A 16,606-nucleotide genomic window follows, 5' to 3' on the forward strand; every position below is an offset into this window, starting at 1 on the left:
TATGACCAATTTCATCGTTAAAAAAGTAGCCGTCCTCGGCGCCGGCGTGATGGGCGCGCAAATCGCCGCCCATTGCATCAACGCGAAAGTGCCGGTCGTGCTGTTCGACCTGCCGGCAAAGGAAGGCCCGAAGAATGGCATCGTGCTGCGCGCCATCGAGAACCTGAAAAAGCTGTCGCCTGCGCCGCTGGGCAACAAGGATGACGCCGCGCTGATCCAGGTCGCCAACTACGAAGACAACCTGGACCTGCTGGCCGGTTGCGACCTGATCATCGAAGCCATCGCCGAGCGCATGGACTGGAAACACGATCTGTACCAGAAGGTGGCCCCGCACATCGGCCCGAACGCGATCTTCGCCTCGAATACCTCGGGCCTGTCGATCACCAAGCTGGCCGAAGGCTTCGACGCCGACCTGAAATCGCGCTACTGCGGCGTGCACTTCTTCAATCCGCCGCGCTATATGCACCTGGTCGAAATCATCCCGACCGAGTTCACCAAGCCTGAAATCGCCGACCAGCTGGAAGGCTTCCTGACCACCACCCTGGGCAAGGGCGTGGTCCGCGCCAAGGACACGCCGAACTTCATCGCCAACCGCGTGGGCGTGTTCGGCATCCTGGCCATCGTGCACGAAGCCGAGAAATTCGGCCTGTCCGTGGACGTCGTCGATGACCTGACCGGCTCCAAGCTGGGCCGCGCCAAGTCGGGCACCTTCCGCACGGCGGACGTGGTCGGCCTGGATACCATGGGCCATGTGATTAAGACCATGCAGGACTACCTGCCAAACGACCCGTTCGCCGCCGTCTACAAGACGCCGGAAGTGCTGGCCAAGCTGGTGGAAAAAGGCGCGCTGGGCCAGAAGAGCGGCGCAGGCTTCTACAAGAAGGTCGGCAAGGAAATTCAACGCCTCGATTTCGCCACCGGTGAATACGTGGCTGGCGGCGCCAAGGCGGCCGACATCATCGCCCGCATCCTGAAAGAAAAGGATCCGGTCAAGAAGATGAAGGCGCTGCGCGAATCGACCAATCCGCAAGGCCAGTTCCTGTGGGCGATCTTCCGCGACGCTTTCCATTACATCGCCATTCACCTCGACACCGTGGCCGACAATGCGCGCGACATCGACTTCGCCATGCGCTGGGGCTTCGGCTGGAACGTGGGCCCGTTTGAAACGTGGCAGGCATCGAACTGGCTGCAAGTGGCCAACTGGGTCAAGGAAGACATCGACGCCGGCCACGCGCTGTGCAGCGCGCCTTTGCCTGCCTGGGTATTCGAAGGCCCGGTCGCTGAAAAAGGCGGCGTGCATACGCCGGAAGGTTCGTATTCCGCCGTATCGAACAGCTTCGTGCCCCGCTCGAGCCTGGCCGTGTATGACCGCCAGCCATTCCGCGCGCCCGTGCTGGGCAGCGGCGCCATCGACGGCAAGACCGCCGGCACCACCGTCTTTGAAGACGAATCCGTACGCGTCTGGCATACGGGCGACGACGTCCTGATCATCTCGTTCAAGACCAAGATGCACGTGATCGGCGAAGGCGTGATCAACGGCCTGAAACTGGCATTGGCCGAAGCGGAGAAAAACTTCAAGGGCCTGGTGATCTGGCACGCCGACGCGGCCGAAGGCGGCGCCTTCTCGGCCGGCGCCGACCTGCAATCGGCCCTGCCGGCCTTCATGCAAGGCGGCGTGAAAGCCGTCGATCCGATCATCGCCGAACTGCAGAACACCTTCATGTCGCTGAAATACGCGAACGTGCCGGTCATCGCCGCAGTGGCGGGCCTGGCACTGGGCGGCGGTTGCGAACTGGCGCTGCATGCATCGAAGCGCGTGGCCTCGATCGAGTCGTATATCGGCCTGGTGGAAGTGGGCGTAGGCCTGATTCCTGCCGGCGGCGGCTTGAAGGAAGCGGCGCAGCGTGCCTACAAGGAAGCCAAGGGTAACGACATCCTGCAATTCCTGAAAACGGGCTTTACCAACGCAGCCACCGCCAACGTGTCGAAATCGGCGCTGGAAGCGAAAAAAATGGGCTACCTGAAGGAAGACGATGTGATCGTGTTCAATGCCTACGAGCTGCTGCACGTGGCCAAGGTCGAAGCGCGCGCCATGTTCGACGCGGGCTTCCGTCCGCAGCTGCCGTCGCTGATTCAGGTCACGGGCCGCTACGGCTGGGGCACCATCAAGGCGCAGCTGGTCAACATGCGCGACGGCGGCTTCATTTCGGCGCACGATTTCAAGCTGGGCGAGATGATCGCCGAGATCGTATCGGGCGGCGACGTGGACCAGGGCAGTTTCGTCAGCGAACAGTGGCTGCTGGATATGGAACGCAAGGCATTCCTGGAGCTGTTGAACCATCCGAAAACCCAGGAACGGATCATGGGCATGATGCAGACCGGTAAGCCGGTACGCAACTAAGCACAGCGTCGATGACGATCCTGTCCCTTGTATTTAAAGTACTGCTGCGCGTGAGGCCAAGCATGGTGTATGACCGTATCAAACAACAGATGATGGACACCTTGCCCTTCGTGCGGCTGCTGGGGATCAGCATCGACGAGATCGGCGCCGGCACCGCGAAGGTGTCGCTGCCGGACGATCCCAAACTGCATAATCACCTGGGCACGCAGCACGCGGGCGCCTTGTTTACCCTGGCCGAAACGGCGTCCGGCGCGGCCATGGCTGGCGGATTCGCCGAGCTGATACTGGGCTTGCGCCCGGTGGCCAAGGAGTCGCGCATTCAGTACCAGAAGGTGGCCCGGGGCGCGACGCGCGCCGAAGGCCGCGTGCCGGGCGACCTGGCCGCACTGAAGGCGCAGCTGGCGCAGGATGGCAAGGTGGCGTTTCCCGTGACAGTCGATATTTTCGACTGTGAGGGCACGCTGGCGGCACAGGTGACGGTGGACTGGTATCTGTCGCAGAAGCGATAGACCGCCACCCCGGATATTCGACAGAACACGAACCTCGTTCAACATCTTTGAAAGAACAAAATGAGCAAACAACTTCAAGACGCGTACATCGTCTCTGCAACCCGCACCCCGATCGGCAAGGCGCCGCGCGGCATGTTCAAGAACACCCGCCCGGACGACCTGCTGGTGCGCGTGCTGCAATCGGCCCTGGCGCAAGCGCCTGGCCTCGACCCGGCATTGATCACCGACGCCATCATCGGCTGCTCGTTCCCGGAAGCGGAGCAGGGCTTCAATATCGCGCGTAACTCGGTGCTGCTGGCCGGCTTGCCGAAAACCGTCGGCGGCGTCACCGTCAACCGCTACTGCGCCTCGGGCATCACGGCCATCGCCATGGCGGCCGACCGCATCCGCGTGGGTGAAGCCGACGTGATGATCGCCGGCGGCATCGAATCGATGTCGATGGTACCGATGATGGGCCACCACCCATCGATGAACCTGGACATGTTCAGCGACGAAAACATCGGCATGGCCTACGGCATGGGCCTGACGGCCGAGAAAGTGGCGCAGCAATGGAAAGTGTCGCGCGAACAGCAGGACGCGTTCTCCGTCGAATCGCACCGCCGCGCCATCGCCGCGCAGCAAGCCGGTTTCTTCAAGGCGGAAACGACGCCCGTCGAGATCATCACGCGCACGCCGAACCTGGCCACCGGCCAGGTTGATGTGAGCCGCCGCACGGTCGACACCGACGAAGGCGCCCGCGCCGATTCGTCGATGGAGTCGCTGGCAAAACTGAAGCCAGTGTTTGCCGCCAAGGGCACCGTCACGGCCGCCAACAGCTCGCAGATGTCCGACGGCGCCGGTGCGCTGCTGATCGTCAGCGAAAAAATCCTGCGCGAGCACAACCTGACCCCGCTGGCGAAATTCTCCTCGTTCGCCGTGCGCGGCGTGCCGCCGGAAATCATGGGCATCGGTCCGAAATTCGCCATTCCAGCCGCCTGCGCCGCCGCCGGCATCACGCAAGACCAGCTGGACTGGATCGAGCTGAACGAAGCGTTTGCCGCACAAGCATTGGCTGTCATCGGCGATCTGGGCCTGGACCCATCGAAGGTCAACCCGATGGGCGGCGCGATCGCCCTGGGCCACCCTCTGGGCGCCACCGGCGCCATCCGCGCCGCCACCGTGATCCACGCACTGCAGCGCACCAAGCAGAAGTACGGCATGGTCACGATGTGCGTGGGCGCCGGCATGGGCGCGGCCGGAATTTTTGAACGCGTCTAAGTTCGACGGGCTAAAGTAATACAACAGGGCGCTGCGGGATTACCCCGGCGCCCTTTATCTTTTTGGAGACGACATGGATATTTTGTGCAGCAAGAGCGAGGGCATTCTGACCCTGGAATTCAACCGCCTGGAACGCAAGAATGCGATCACGGGCGCCATGTATCAGACCCTGGCCGATGCGTTGGTGGCGGCCGAGACGGACGACGATGTGCGCGCCATCCTGATCTGCGGCAAGCGCGAGATTTTCACGGCTGGCAACGACCTCGATGACTTCATGAAGACGGCGCGCCCGAAGGATGGCTCGCTCGACCATGACCGTCCCGTGTTCCAGTTCATGCGCGCCCTGTACGGCAGCAGCAAGCCCGTGGTGGCTGCCGTCTCCGGCCCCGCTATCGGCATCGGCACCACCTTGCTGATGCACTGCGACCTCGTCTACGCAGCCGACAACGCCAGCTTCTCAATGCCGTTCACGCAGCTGGGCCTGTGCCCAGAATTCGGCTCCAGCCTGCTGCTCACGCAACTGGCTGGCTACCCGCGCGCGGCGGAGAAGCTGATGCTGGGCGAAGCATTCCCCGCCAGCGAAGCGCTGGAAATGGGCCTCGTGTCGAAAGTCGTGCCCCTGTACGACCTGATGACGTTCGCGCAAGGCCAGGCCGCCAAGCTGGTGGCATTGCCAGCCGCCTCGATCCGCGCCACCAAGCGATTGATGAAGCAAAGCCGCATGGAGCCGATGAAGGCCGCTATCGCCGACGAAAACAAGCTGTTCAGCGCCATGCTGGGCGGCGCCGAAGCGAAGGAAGCGTTTACGGCCTTCTTTGAAAAGCGCAAGCCTGATTTCAAGCAGTTCGCATGATTTTGAATTATGTGGATAAAGATCTATTTTTTAGTATTTCATAATTTTTAGATCGCGTATTGATGAAGTGGCATTTCATCAATACGCCATTCTATAAATTTCAATCAAGTGTTGCAAAATTATTATTATATTTGCTTATCTTATTTCGGATAATTTCAATTGGCGGATCTTGTGAGACAAATTTTTCTTTATCAAATGCTTTAACAAAAAATTCTTTTGCTAGCGCTTCAGGTACCAATGCAGTTGAGTGCCATATGTGACGCCATACATTTAACTCGGCAAGTGTTTCTATAACATATACAGGTGCACTCATTGCTTCGCGCAATCCTTTGGCTGTCGAAGTACCATTTAATGGTCTAGGTGCTCTAACTTCTTCACCTTCCTCATCCCAACCGATCCAGTGACTGTAAAATCCAGTGGCTCGATTAGGGAGGGAGTGAAATTCGTAATAAGCGCAGCTTTGTAGAGGCATGCGACTTTGACATATCTTTCGCATTACTCTTAATGAAACCTTGCCGAACTCATCCTTTGGAAGCCCTTTAAGGGTTTCTCTGAAATGATGATAGCTTTGATAGCCAAGTGCAGTCGCACGCACATTTAGCATCTTGCAATGCGACAAGTTGGAGTTGGATTTATCTTCGAGGTATTTAAATGCTTTGAGGACTGATTCGATACTAAACATCACATACTCCTAATAGGGGAGCCGCTGAAATTATTATTTTCAGTAAGCATGCTGCTTGCTATTTTCGGCAATTAAGATTGTATGTGCAATTAGTTTTGCAGGCGATTTTTCCCTTGCAGCAGGGTGGTAATCGTAGACCTACGATGATTCTACAACATATATCCAGAAATGTGTTCTATTTTTATGAGTGTTTTTATCGTGGTGATCGTATGCCTCTGTGTCAGTGAGAGTTGTTTGCGGTGAGGATACTTAGGGAGGTGCGAATTCGTACCAGCCTTGCCACCGCTGTTGCTGAACGTGAGTATGCATTTTGGGCGCATGAATAGGTGCGACGGTGAGGCATATTCATGCCCTGTCAACTTATTATGCGTGTGATAGTTTAGTCAAAGATTTAGAGTGGATACTCGCGCTTGTGTGTGCATACCCGCAAAAATCAGGCCAACCGAGGCATGCCAGGCTGTCTCGCTGGCCGGCCGGCCAGCCAGCGCATAGCCGTGCAGGAAATCGACGATGGCGTCGCGGCCACGCAGCTGGATATTTTGCGGCAGATCAAGGTCCTCCAGGGCCAGCTCGAACAGCGCCGTAAAGCGCTCGGCCACATCGGCTTGCTCCACCAGCCCGCGCGCCATCAGGCGCACGAAATACGGCGTGGCGCTGACCAGTTCCAGGTACAGCGCGCACAGCGCCAGCAGGCGGCGCTGGGGCGTTTGGCGCCGCGTAAATGGCGGCTGGCGCGGATCGAGCGCGGCAAAACGCTGCGCCATCAAGGCCAGCAGCAATTCCTCCTTTCCCGCGTAATAGTGATACACGGCCATGGCATCGACGCCCAGGCTTTGCGCCAGCGCGCGCATGGAAAAGGCCTCGCCTTGCTCTTCCAGCAGGGCCAGTGCCGCCTGCAGGATGACGGCGTTGTCCAGTGCAGGCAGGGCGCGGCGCGGACGGCCAGGGCGGCGTGCCAGATCGGGTACAGCTTGAAGTTTTGGGATTTCATGGGCATAATTCTACACCGTAGAATTAATTGAAGGAACATCCATGCAAAAACCTTTCGTCAGCGTTTTTCTCGGCATCAGCATCGACGGTTGCATCGCGGGAGAAAACGGCGACCTGTCCTGGCTGGCCGAGCTGGCGCCCGATACGCCCGACGCTACCGGCTACACGGCATTGATGGATCAAGTCGATACCCTGCTGATCGGCCGCACCACATATGACGCCGTGCTGGGTTTTGAGCCTTGGCCGTATGCGGGCAAGCGCGTGGTGGTCTTGAGCCACCGCGACTTCGCGCCGCGCCATGGCGAGCAGCGCCGCGAAGGGAGCGTGCGGGAAGTGCTGCGGGAGCTGGCAGAGGAGGGGTGCCGCCACGTGTATCTGGACGGCGGTGCCGTCATCCGTGCCGGCTTGCGCGAAGGCGCCATCGACAGTGTCACCTTGTCCGTGCTGCCCGTGGTGCTGGGACGCGGCGTGCGCCTGTTCGAGAACGGCTCGAGAACGGCTTGCCACGCAGCGACTGGCGCCTGGACGGCACGCGCCAGCTGCCCAGCGGCGTGGTGCAGCTGCGCTATGGAAAACGTTAAGCCGCGCTGGCCAGGTCGACGATGAAGCCTGTGTCAAAACGTTCGTTCTCGGGCGTGCCATCTGGCCGCCTGTAGCCGCAGGGGTTGCACACGACGCGGCACTCCTGGATGCGGTAGTCGAGCGAGGCATGCATGTGGCCATGCACCCACAGGTCGGCTTGCGCCACCAGCGCATCGAGCTGCGAGGCGAAGGCGGGCGAACCCAGGTTCGTCGCATATTGCGCTTCCACCGACAGCATCGATGGCGCCATGTGCGTGATGACGACCGTCTTGCCATCGAACGGTTGCGCCAGCTGCCGTTCCAGCCACGAGCGGTGCTGCGCGTGCAGCTGCGCCGTGTCGCTGGCGCACAGCAGGCGCGGCGCGTCGCCGCCCGTACTGATGCGCTTGTAGTCGGGCATGTAGGCTTGCGCGGCGTTGAGCGCTTCTTCCCGGCGCTCGGCGCCGAACAGCAGAAAATCCGTCCACAGCGTGACGCCGAGGAAGCGCACGCCATCGAGCGTCACGGTGTCGCCGTCGAGCAGGCGGATGTTGGCGCCGTGCGCATTGGCGCTGGCGCAGGCGTCGCGCAAGGCGTCTTGCATCTGTTCGAGCTGGTGGCCATACCCCTCGTGGTTGCCGTGCACGTACAGTACGGGCAGGGCGCCGAAGGTGCGCGCGGCCCAGGCGATGGCGTTGCTGCCCGTGTCGATGTCACCGGCCAGGATCACCACGTCGGGGCGGCTGGCGGCAAGGTCGATGGCGGGCGTATCTTCACCCCACACTTCCAGGTGCAGGTCGGACAGGATCAGCAAACGCATGGCAATAAGGCGACTAGGCGCGCGGCAGTCTATGGGCCTCTATCGTAGCGCAAGTCGCCGCGTCCGTCCGCTTGACCGCGCGGGGGGCGCGACGTTACTCTGTGGCATTGATTCATACCGCCTATTTTCCTGGAGCCGCATGCCGCCTTTCTTCCTTCCCAAGTCCCTGCTCAGCATCGCGCTGGCCGCCATGACGCTGCCGTTGACGGCGCATGCCGCCCCGCCCGCCATCGATCCATTGACGCAGCCGATCGCCTCGCCATATGCGGCGCAGTGGAACCGCCCGCAGCAGCCGGCGCGCATCCACGGCGACACGTATTACGTGGGCGTGGGCGGCTTGAGCGTGGTGCTGATCGACACGCGCGAAGGCTTGATCCTGATCGATGGCGCGCTGCCGCAATCGGTGGCCGCCATCAAGGAACATATCCTCGAGCTGGGCTTTCGCCTGGAAGACATCAAGTTCATCCTGAATACGGAAGCGCATTTCGACCATTCGGGCGGCATCGCCGCGCTGGCGCGCGACAGCGGCGCGCAAGTGGTCGCCAGTCCGCTCGGTGCGCAGGCGCTGCGCGCGGGCTCGGTGCTCGCCATGGATCCGCAGGCGGGCGAAATCGATCCCATGCCGGCCGTGGAAAACGTGCGCGAAGTCGCCGATGGCGAAACCCTGCAACTGGGCGAGGTGACCGTCACGGCGCGCTACACGCCTGGCCATACGCCGGGCAGCACCAGCTGGACCTGGGTGTCGTGCGAGGATGCCGAGCGCCAGGAATGCCTGAACGTGGTGTTCGGCGCCAGCCTCACGCCGGTGGCGGCCGACGATTTTCATTACCTGGGCGATGAGCGCCATGGGGACCTGACGCCGGCCTTCCGCCGCGTCATGCAGGACTTCGCCAGACTGCCGTGCGACATTTTGATCTCGGCGCACCCCGACCATTCGGGCGGCGACCTTAAACTGAAGCAATTGCTCGAAGGCGTCACGCCGAATCCCTTCGTCGATGCGCAGGCGTGCCGCAATTACGCGGCCAAAAATGAAGTCAAGCTCGATGCGCGCATCGCGAAAGAAAAAGCGGCCGAGACAAAATAACAACGTTGTTGCATATACCATGCAAAGCGCTTGACGCACTGCAGCATACGGCGCAGAATCGTCATCCGCAGTGCAGATCAACCATCAAATAGAAAGGAAACCCATGTTCGAGCAGGCTGGCAGCAAGTCGTACGACCACTAGCCCCGCGCATGACGCTCGGGGCCAACGGCAGCATTGCCGATCCCGGGCCGGTGTCCTTCAAACCCCGGTGAGGAAACTCGCCGGGGTTTTTTGTTTTGCACGACCGGGTTGAGAGGAAACAGCATGAAAATCAAAGTAAAAGCCGCGTCCAAGCCGCGCAATCCGCTGGTGGCGGCCGCCAGGCTGCGCGGCGGCGCCGGCGCGCACCAGTCGGAGGCGTCGCCGCGCGCGGCGCGGCGGGCCGGCAAGCACCGCCTGCAGCAATGGCTGGCGGGGCGTCTGAAGCCGGAGGATTAACGCGGGGCCAGCTCGACGATGAAGTTCGGATCAAAAGCGCAATTTTGCGGCGCGCCGCTGCGTGACTTGTAGCCGCAGGGGTTGGCCACGACGCGGCACTGGCCGATGCGGTAGTCGCGCGAGGCGTGGATGTGGCCATGCACCCACAGGTCCGCCTGCGCGGCCAGCTCATCGAGGCGCGAAGCGTAGGCAGGCGAGCAGCCCTCGCTGCCGTAGGCGTCGTCGACCGAGCGCAGCGACGGCGCCATGTGGCTGATGACGACGGTGTGGCCGTCGAACGGCTGCGCCAGTTCGCGTGCCAGCCAGGCTTTTTGCTGCGCGTGGAACATGGCCGTGTCGGCTGCGCGCAGCTTGCGAAAGCCCATGTTGGCCAGGCGGATGCGCTTGTAGTCGTTCATGACGGCTTCCGCGTCGCGCATGGCGGACTGGCGCGTATCGTCGCCCAGCAGGCGGAAATCCGTCCACAGGGTGGCGCCCAGGAAGCGCACCTGCTTGCCTGCCTGGTCGGTGATGAGGTGGGTATCGGCGCGTCGAGAAAATGCACGTTCGGCGTGGCGGCGCAGGCCGCGCGCAACTCCTGGCGCACCTTGTCGAGTGGGGGGGGGGGGGGGGGGGGGGGGGGGGGGGGGGGGGGGGGGGGGGGGGGGGGGGGGGGGGGGGGGGGGGGGGGGGGGGGGGGGGGGGGGGGGGGGGGGGGGGGGGGGGGGGGGGGGGGGGGGGGGGGGGGGGGGGGGGGGGGGGGGGGGGGGGGGGGGGGGGGGGGGGGGGGGGGGGGGGGGGGGGGGGGGGGGGGGGGGGGGGGGGGGGGGGGGGGGGGGGGGGGGGGGGGGGGGGGGGGGGGGGGGGGGGGGGGGGGGGGGGGGGGGGGGGGGGGGGGGGGGGGGGGGGGGGGGGGGGGGGGGGGGGGGGGGGGGGGGGGGGGGGGGGGGGGGGGGGGGGGGGGGGGGGGGGGGGGGGGGGGGGGGGGGGGGGGGGGGGGGGGGGGGGGGGGGGGGGGGGGGGGGGGGGGGGGGGGGGGGGGGGGGGGGGGGGGGGGGGGGGGGGGGGGGGGGGGGGGGGGGGGGGGGGGGGGGGGGGGGGGGGGGGGGGGGGGGGGGGGGGGGGGGGGGGGGGGGGGGGGGGGGGGGGGGGGGGGGGGGGGGGGGGGGGGGGGGGGGGGGGGGGGGGGGGGGGGGGGGGGGGGGGGGGGGGGGGGGGGGGGGGGGGGGGGGGGGGGGGGGGGGGGGGGGGGGGGGGGGGGGGGGGGGGGGGGGGGGGGGGGGGGGGGGGGGGGGGGGGGGGGGGGGGGGGGGGGGGGGGGGGGGGGGGGGGGGGGGGGGGGGGTGGGGGGGGGGGGGGGGGGGGGGGGGGGGGGGGGGGGGGGGGGGGGGGGGGGGGGGGGGGGGGGGGGGGGGGGGGGGGGGGGGGGGGGGGGGGGGGGGGGGGGGGGGGGGGGGGGGGGGGGGGGGGGGGGGGGGGGGGGGGGGGGGGGGGGGGGGGGGGGGGGGGGGGGGGGGGGGGGGGGGGGGGGGGGGGGGGGGGGGGGGGGGGGGGGGGGGGGGGGGGGGGGGGGGGGGGGGGGGGGGGGGGGGGTGGTGGCCATAGCCTTCGTGGTTGCCATGCACGTACAGCACGGGCAGGCCCGCAAACGCGGTGGAGGCCCAGGCGACGGCACGGGCGCCCGTGTCGATGTCGCCGGCCAGGATCACGGCGTCGGGACGGCTGAGCGCGAGGTCGCCCTGCGGCGCTTCCTCGCGCCATAGCTCGTGGTGCAGGTCCGATAAAATCAATAAACGCATGCGGCATCCAGGCGATTCGGGAATACGCCATCGTACCTGAAAACCGTCACTCTTCCTCCAGCGCGGCGAAGCTGTGCGCCAGGTAGTCGATCAGCGCGCGCACGGCGGGCAGCAGGCCGCGCCGCGACGGGAAGACGGCGTGGATGATTTCGCGCTGCGGCCGCCATTGCTCCATCAGCGGCAGCAGGCTGCCGTTGGCCACCTGTTCGGTAATCATCATGGTTGGTTGGCAGCTGCACCACGCCCACGCCAGCCACGGCCGCGTCGCGCAGGGTCAGCATGTCGCCCGTGACGAAGCGCGGTGTGTGGCGCAACTGGGCGCGCGCGCCGTCCGGGCCATATAAATCCCACTGGTAGTGCTGCTGCGGCATGCCCAGGGCCAGGCTGGGCCAGTCGGCCAGGTCGGCTGGCGCCTTCGGCAGCGGCGCGCCGGCGAACAGCAGGGGGCTGCCCACCATGCACTGGCTGCGTTCGGCCAGCACGCGCAGCACCAGGTCGCTGTCGGGCAGCGGCGGCGGGCGCACGCGGATGGCCACGTCGATACCTTCGGCCACCAGGTCGACGCGGCGGTTGCTCGCTTCCAGCAGCAGCGTGACCTGCGGATGCTCGCGCATGAAGCCGGCCAGCATGGGCGCGACCAGGGAATGCAGCAGGGCGATGGGGCAGGACAGGCGCACCGTGCCGCGCGGCGCGGCCCGCGTCAGTTCGATCGCTTCCTGCGCCGCCTCCGCTTCCACGAGCATCGCCTTGCAATGCTCGTAAAACGTCTGGCCCAAGTCGGTGACGGAAAAATGCGCGTCGTCGTGCGCTGCAGCAGGCGCGCGCCCAGGCGCTCTTCCAGCAGCGCGATGCGCCGGCTCAGTCTGGACTTCGGCATGCCCAGCGCGCGCCCGGCCGGGGCGAAGCCGCCATGGTCGACCACTTGCACAAAGTAATACAAATCGTTCAGATCCTGCATGCCGCCTCCTTGATCGTTCTATTTTTGGAACGCTGATGGCAAATTTTGCCGTCTACCGCCTCTATCGTTGCAAGAGTAACCTGTCTCCATCGTAATGCAAACCCCAACAGGAGATCGAGATGAACACAGTCACAGGTATCTACAGCGCACCCCGCCAGCACTGGGTCGGCGACGGTTTCCCCGTGCGCTCGATGTTTTCGTATAACGGCCATGGCAAGCAGATGAGCCCCTTCCTGCTGCTCGACTATGCAGGCCCTGCCGAATTTGCGCCCGGCACGCGTCCGCCCGGCGTCGGCTCGCACCCGCACCGCGGCTTCGAGACGGTGACCATCGTCTACAAGGGCGAAGTGGCGCACCGCGATTCGACGGGCCAGGGCGGCGTGATCGGCCCCGGCGACGTGCAATGGATGACGGCCGGCGCCGGCATCCTGCATGAAGAGTTTCACTCGCCTGCCTTCACGCAGTCGGGCGGCACGCTGGAAATGGTGCAGCTGTGGGTGAACCTGCCGGCGAAAAACAAGATGACGGCGCCCGGCTACCAGGCCATCACCAGCGACACGATTCCCACGGTGGCGCTGCCCGACGATGCCGGCTCGGTGCGCGTGATCGCCGGCGACTTCGCTGGCCAGCATGGCCCGGCCCGCACGTTTTCGCCGATGCGGGTGTGGGATGTGCGCCTGGCCCAGGGCAAGCTGACGGAGCTGCCGGTGCACGCCGGCTGGAGCACGGCGCTGATCGTTTTGCACGGCACGGTGCTGGTGAATGGCGAGAGCGTGGTGCGCGAAGCGCAGATGGCGCTGTTCGGGCGCGATGGCGACAGCATCACCGTCGAGGCGAACAACGACGCCGTGGTGCTGCTGCTGAGCGGCGAGCCGATCGATGAACCCATCGTCGGCCATGGCCCCTTCGTCATGAACAGCGAAGCGGAAATCGCGCAGGCATTCGAGGATTTCAACAGCGGCCGCTTCGCCCGCATTGAGAAGTAATTTGTGCAGTACCCATGCCGCATCCCGCGGCATGGTTTTTCAGGAGACTACCATGAGCACCCCCGCCAACTTCCAAGGTTTGCCACCGATGATCGATCCCGACGATGCCGTCATGCTGCTGATCGACCACCAGAGCGGCTTGTTCCAGCTGGTGCGCGACATCGAGCAGCACGTGCTGCGCGGCCACGTCACGGCGCTGGCCAAGCTGTCGCGCCTGGCGAACATGCCGACGTTTACCACCGCTTCCGTGCCGGACGGCCCGAATGGCCCCCTGATCCCGGAAATCCACCATTTCAACCCGGACGCCGTCTACATTCCGCGCACGGGCCAGATCAACGCCTGGGACAACCCGGCCTGGGTCGAGGCCATCGAAAAGACGGGCCGCAAGACCCTGCTGATCGCCGGCACGCTCACCAGCGTATGCATGGCTTTCCCCACCATCAGTGCGCTGGCGGCCGGCTACAAGGTGTTTGCCATCATCGACGCTTCCGGCAACTGGTCGAAGATGGCCACCGACATCACCATGGCGCGCGTCACGCAGGCCGGCGCCGTGCCGATCGATACGTATGCCGTGCTGGCTGAAGTGATGAGTACCTGGAACCGCGCCGACGCGATGGAGTTCGCCGCCATCATGACCGACCACATCGTGCCGCCGTACCGCGCGCTGATCGAAAGCTACGACAAGGCGCAGGGCGTGCAAAAGAATGGCCGCGAAACCAAGCTGGAAATCCTCGAAGCGGCCAGCAAGGGCTGATCGTCTTACGGCGCGTCGTAGCGGGCGCGTATCGCCGCCAGCGCGCCGCGCTGCTCCAGGCGCGTGATGGCGGCGTTCAGGCGGGCCAGGTCGGCGGGCCAGGTCGGCGGTGCTGGTCGTGCGCGCATTGAGCATCAGGTGCACGGGGGCGCGCAGGGCCAGGAAGGGCAGGGTGCTCAGGGCAACACCCTGCAGGCGCGCTTCGTGGCGCACGGCCAGTACGTCGCCCAGCAGCAGGTCGGCGCGGCCCGCATCGAGCATGCGCACGCCTTGCTGGAAGCTGCCGAAGGCATTCAGGCGGCCCGCCTTGTCCAGTGCGGGCCGGACCGCCGCGTACTGCGCGCCATACCAGCCCACTTTGGGCGCCAGCAAGGTCGACTTGCCGCGTGCGAGCTGCGCGAAGCTGGCGATCTGGCGCTGGCTGCCGGGCGCGCCGGATTTGCTGAAGAGGCCCACGGCTTCGTCGCGGTACGGGATGGAAAAGCGCGCATACGACTGGCGTTCCGGCGTTTCGGATGCGGCCAGCATCAGGTCCAGCCCCCCTTTCTGGAATAGCAGCTGGCGCCGCGCCGTGGGCAGTTCCGGCAATGTCACGAGCGTACACGCGCGCTTCCTTGAATATGGCTTTGAGCAACTCCAGGTCCAGGCCCGTATAGCGGCCCTGGGCATCGCGGTAGACATACGGCGGCCACTGTTCCAGCGCCATCGTCATGCGGCAGGCCACGGCGGGCAGGGCGGATATGCCGAGCACTGCCGCTAACAGGAGATGGCGCATGCGCATACGGGTGTTTCCCTGGAGTTTCAACTTGATATTCAATTTGCCAGAATGGCCACGGAAGTCAAGGGCTGTGGCGGCCGAGGGCCGGCCTGGCCCGCATTTTCTCGTTTTTTACGCGCTTTTTGCACTTTCCCGTCCGTATGCCGCCATTCCTGCACGGCGAACACCGTGCAGTGTAATCGGCTATAGTGGCGCGGTGCCACCACTGCCCCGCAAAGGAAGACCGCTTGACTGCTCCGCTCGAGATCGCCGCCAATGTGCTGATGACTGCCTCCATCATCCTGGCGGGACGCAATAATATTCATTCCTGGTGGATCGGCATGGTCGGCTGCGTGCTGTTTGCCGTGCTGTTTTTCCAGGTCAACCTGTACGCCGACGTGATGCTGCAGCTGTTTTTCATCGTCACCTGCGTCATCGGCTGGCTGCAATGGCGCCGCGGCGCGGGCGGCAAGCCGTTGCCGATCACGCGCACGCGCTGGCGCACCCTGGCCTGGGTGGTGCCGGCCGGCATCGCCTCCGTGGCGATCTACGGCATGCTGCTGCACCGCTTCACGAATGCCTACGCGCCCTTCATCGATTCGGCCGTGTTGGTATTTAGCATCATCGCGCAATTCCTGCTGATGAGCCGGCGCATCGAGACCTGGGCTTTCTGGCTGCTGGTCAACACCGTTGCCGTGCCCCTTTACTACAGCCGCGGCCTGCACCTGACGGCCGTGCTGTATGCGGCCTACTGGGTCAACGCCGTGATTTCCTGGTACTGGTGGAGCGTGCAGGCACGCCGTGCGGCGCAGGCGTCCGCGGCGATTCCCGACGCCTGATATTGCCACATACCAAGTCCTTAGATTCAAATCGTATATACAATCAATTTTTAATTCGTTCACGCCATAAAGACACCGGGATATAGTGGCCTTTCCCCGCTTACCGGTGTCTTTTATGTTGCGCTTTAGCCTTTCTACCTGTTTTTATGCCGCCCGGCACCAGCTGACCATGCAATGCATGGCGCAGTGGATGCCGATGCGTGCCCGTCCACGCATCCCTTAAGTCATTCCCATCCATTTCGTTGTCGTTTGCCCGCTGGCCTACCCGGTCCGCGTGCCCCTGCTCGGCCTTTTTTATCGAAAAAAGGCTGCAATCCCAAGAAGAGGAAACCATGTTCAAACCACTCGCCATCAGTCTTGCCATCGCCGCCGCCTTTCCCTCCGTCGCCACCATCGCCCACGCAGAGGAGGACATGCTGCGGGTCAACGTCACCGGATCGAATATCCGCGTCAGCGAAAAGGAGGGCGCCAGCGCCGTGCAAGTCATCACGGCCAAGGAATTGAAAGCCAGCGGCAAGACCAGCGTGTCGGACGTGCTGCGCGCCATCTCCGCCAACAGCGGCAACAGCTACAACGAACAATATACGGGCAGTTTCTCGGCCGGCACCTCGGGCCTGTCGCTGCGCGGCATCGGCCAGCAAAACACCTTGATCCTCGTCAATGGCCGCCGCGTGGCCAGCTACGCCACGGCGCAGGATTTGCAGCAGACCTTCGTCGACCTGAACAGCCTGCCGATGGCGGCCGTGCAGCGCATCGAAGTGCTCAAGGACGGCGCTTCGTCCGTCTACGGTTCCGACGCCGTGGCCGGCGTGGTCAACATCATCCTGTACAAGGAATTCACGGGCACGGACATCACGGCGCAATGGGGCGGCTCGACGCAAGGCACGGGCCAGCACGAAAAGAGCGCGGCGCTGCAGACGGGCTTCGGCAAGCTGGAG

Annotated in this window: 16 protein-coding genes and 3 pseudogenes; 12 read left to right on the forward strand and 7 right to left on the reverse strand. The window is 64.6% G+C overall.

Annotation, left to right across the window (positions count from 1 at the left end; all coding sequences use genetic code 11):
• Window position 1 precedes the first annotated feature (1 nt).
• The 4 genes from ACQVLG_RS10400 (at window position 2) to ACQVLG_RS10415 (ending at window position 5,020) form a co-directional block, all read left to right on the forward strand.
• The gene (locus ACQVLG_RS10400; RefSeq protein WP_474294360.1) at window positions 2–2,401 is read left to right on the forward strand and encodes a 3-hydroxyacyl-CoA dehydrogenase/enoyl-CoA hydratase family protein; all 2,400 of its coding nucleotides are present in this window, start codon (window positions 2–4) and stop codon (window positions 2,399–2,401) included.
• A 62-nt stretch (window positions 2,402–2,463) separates the two neighbouring features.
• The gene (locus tag ACQVLG_RS10405) at window positions 2,464–2,910 is read left to right on the forward strand and encodes a PaaI family thioesterase (protein ID WP_474294362.1); all 447 of its coding nucleotides are present in this window, start codon (window positions 2,464–2,466) and stop codon (window positions 2,908–2,910) included.
• 60 nt (window positions 2,911–2,970) lie between these two features.
• Window positions 2,971–4,167, forward strand: a complete 1,197-nt coding sequence (locus ACQVLG_RS10410) for an acetyl-CoA C-acyltransferase (RefSeq protein ID WP_076565392.1) — start codon at window positions 2,971–2,973, stop codon at window positions 4,165–4,167.
• A 73-nt stretch (window positions 4,168–4,240) separates the two neighbouring features.
• Window positions 4,241–5,020, forward strand: coding sequence for an enoyl-CoA hydratase (locus tag ACQVLG_RS10415; RefSeq protein WP_230541313.1), 780 nt, complete (start codon window positions 4,241–4,243; stop codon window positions 5,018–5,020).
• 100 nt (window positions 5,021–5,120) lie between these two features.
• On the opposite strand, the gene ACQVLG_RS10420 is transcribed toward ACQVLG_RS10415, so the two are convergent.
• Complete coding sequence (locus tag ACQVLG_RS10420) at window positions 5,121–5,702, reverse strand: hypothetical protein (protein WP_230541314.1); 582 nt, start codon at window positions 5,700–5,702, stop codon at window positions 5,121–5,123.
• Window positions 5,703–6,085: 383 nt separating this feature from the next.
• Window positions 6,086–6,688 carry a TetR/AcrR family transcriptional regulator gene (locus ACQVLG_RS10425; RefSeq protein ID WP_474295605.1) on the reverse strand — a complete coding sequence of 201 codons (603 nt, stop codon included), beginning with the start codon at window positions 6,686–6,688 and terminating at the stop codon, window positions 6,086–6,088.
• A gap of 46 nt (window positions 6,689–6,734) precedes the next feature.
• Between ACQVLG_RS10425 and ACQVLG_RS10430 the strand changes: the two genes are divergently transcribed.
• Window positions 6,735–7,298 carry a dihydrofolate reductase family protein gene (locus ACQVLG_RS10430; protein WP_474294365.1) on the forward strand — a complete coding sequence of 188 codons (564 nt, stop codon included), beginning with the start codon at window positions 6,735–6,737 and terminating at the stop codon, window positions 7,296–7,298.
• Here ACQVLG_RS10430 and ACQVLG_RS10435 read toward each other — a convergent pair.
• Window positions 7,270–8,073 carry a metallophosphoesterase family protein gene (locus tag ACQVLG_RS10435; protein WP_230541317.1) on the reverse strand — a complete coding sequence of 268 codons (804 nt, stop codon included), beginning with the start codon at window positions 8,071–8,073 and terminating at the stop codon, window positions 7,270–7,272. The genes ACQVLG_RS10430 and ACQVLG_RS10435 overlap by 29 nt on opposite strands.
• A 139-nt stretch (window positions 8,074–8,212) precedes the next feature.
• On the opposite strand from ACQVLG_RS10435, the gene bla reads away from it, so the two are divergent.
• Together bla and ACQVLG_RS10445 are read left to right on the forward strand one after the other, a co-directional pair.
• Entirely contained in the window at window positions 8,213–9,157 is a 945-nt protein-coding gene (gene bla, locus ACQVLG_RS10440) for a subclass B3 metallo-beta-lactamase (protein WP_230541318.1), read from the forward strand.
• Between the two features lie 265 nt (window positions 9,158–9,422).
• Window positions 9,423–9,596 (forward strand): hypothetical protein, encoded by a 174-nt coding sequence (locus ACQVLG_RS10445; protein WP_230541319.1) that lies wholly within the window; start codon window positions 9,423–9,425, stop codon window positions 9,594–9,596.
• Here ACQVLG_RS10445 and ACQVLG_RS10450 read toward each other — a convergent pair.
• The 3 genes and pseudogenes from ACQVLG_RS10450 to ACQVLG_RS10460 form a co-directional block, all read right to left on the reverse strand.
• Window positions 9,593–10,084: a metallophosphoesterase family protein gene (locus tag ACQVLG_RS10450; RefSeq protein ID WP_474295929.1), complete on the reverse strand. Its 492-nt coding sequence runs from the start codon at window positions 10,082–10,084 to the stop codon at window positions 9,593–9,595. The genes ACQVLG_RS10445 and ACQVLG_RS10450 overlap by 4 nt on opposite strands.
• Before the next feature lie 1,137 nt (window positions 10,085–11,221).
• Window positions 11,222–11,374: pseudogene (locus tag ACQVLG_RS10455) on the reverse strand (metallophosphoesterase); the annotation flags it as partial.
• A gap of 46 nt (window positions 11,375–11,420) precedes the next feature.
• Window positions 11,421–12,332, reverse strand: a pseudogene (locus ACQVLG_RS10460) (LysR family transcriptional regulator).
• Between the two features lie 119 nt (window positions 12,333–12,451).
• Between ACQVLG_RS10460 and ACQVLG_RS10465 the strand changes: the two are divergent.
• Complete coding sequence (locus ACQVLG_RS10465) at window positions 12,452–13,318, forward strand: pirin family protein (RefSeq protein WP_474294368.1); 867 nt, start codon at window positions 12,452–12,454, stop codon at window positions 13,316–13,318.
• A 52-nt stretch (window positions 13,319–13,370) separates the two neighbouring features.
• On the forward strand, window positions 13,371–14,072 hold the full coding sequence (locus ACQVLG_RS10470) for an isochorismatase family protein (protein WP_207780966.1): 702 nt from the start codon (window positions 13,371–13,373) through the stop codon (window positions 14,070–14,072).
• 5 nt (window positions 14,073–14,077) lie between these two features.
• Here ACQVLG_RS10470 and ACQVLG_RS10475 read toward each other — a convergent pair whose 3' ends face one another.
• The gene (locus tag ACQVLG_RS10475) at window positions 14,078–14,200 is read right to left on the reverse strand and encodes a hypothetical protein (RefSeq protein WP_474294370.1); all 123 of its coding nucleotides are present in this window, start codon (window positions 14,198–14,200) and stop codon (window positions 14,078–14,080) included.
• Between the two features lie 10 nt (window positions 14,201–14,210).
• On the opposite strand from ACQVLG_RS10475, the gene ACQVLG_RS10480 reads away from it, so the two are divergent.
• From ACQVLG_RS10480 to ACQVLG_RS10490, 3 genes and pseudogenes are all read left to right on the forward strand, one after another.
• The gene (locus tag ACQVLG_RS10480; protein ID WP_474294372.1) at window positions 14,211–14,627 is read left to right on the forward strand and encodes a hypothetical protein; all 417 of its coding nucleotides are present in this window, start codon (window positions 14,211–14,213) and stop codon (window positions 14,625–14,627) included.
• A 450-nt stretch (window positions 14,628–15,077) separates the two neighbouring features.
• Window positions 15,078–15,668 carry a nicotinamide riboside transporter PnuC gene (gene pnuC / locus ACQVLG_RS10485; RefSeq protein WP_230541325.1) on the forward strand — a complete coding sequence of 197 codons (591 nt, stop codon included), beginning with the start codon at window positions 15,078–15,080 and terminating at the stop codon, window positions 15,666–15,668.
• Window positions 15,669–16,081: 413 nt separating this feature from the next.
• A pseudogene (locus tag ACQVLG_RS10490) lies at window positions 16,082–16,420 on the forward strand (TonB-dependent receptor plug domain-containing protein); the annotation flags it as partial.
• Window positions 16,421–16,606: the final 186 nt, after the last annotated feature.

This window comes from Janthinobacterium sp. TPC_1 (assembly GCF_056037845.1).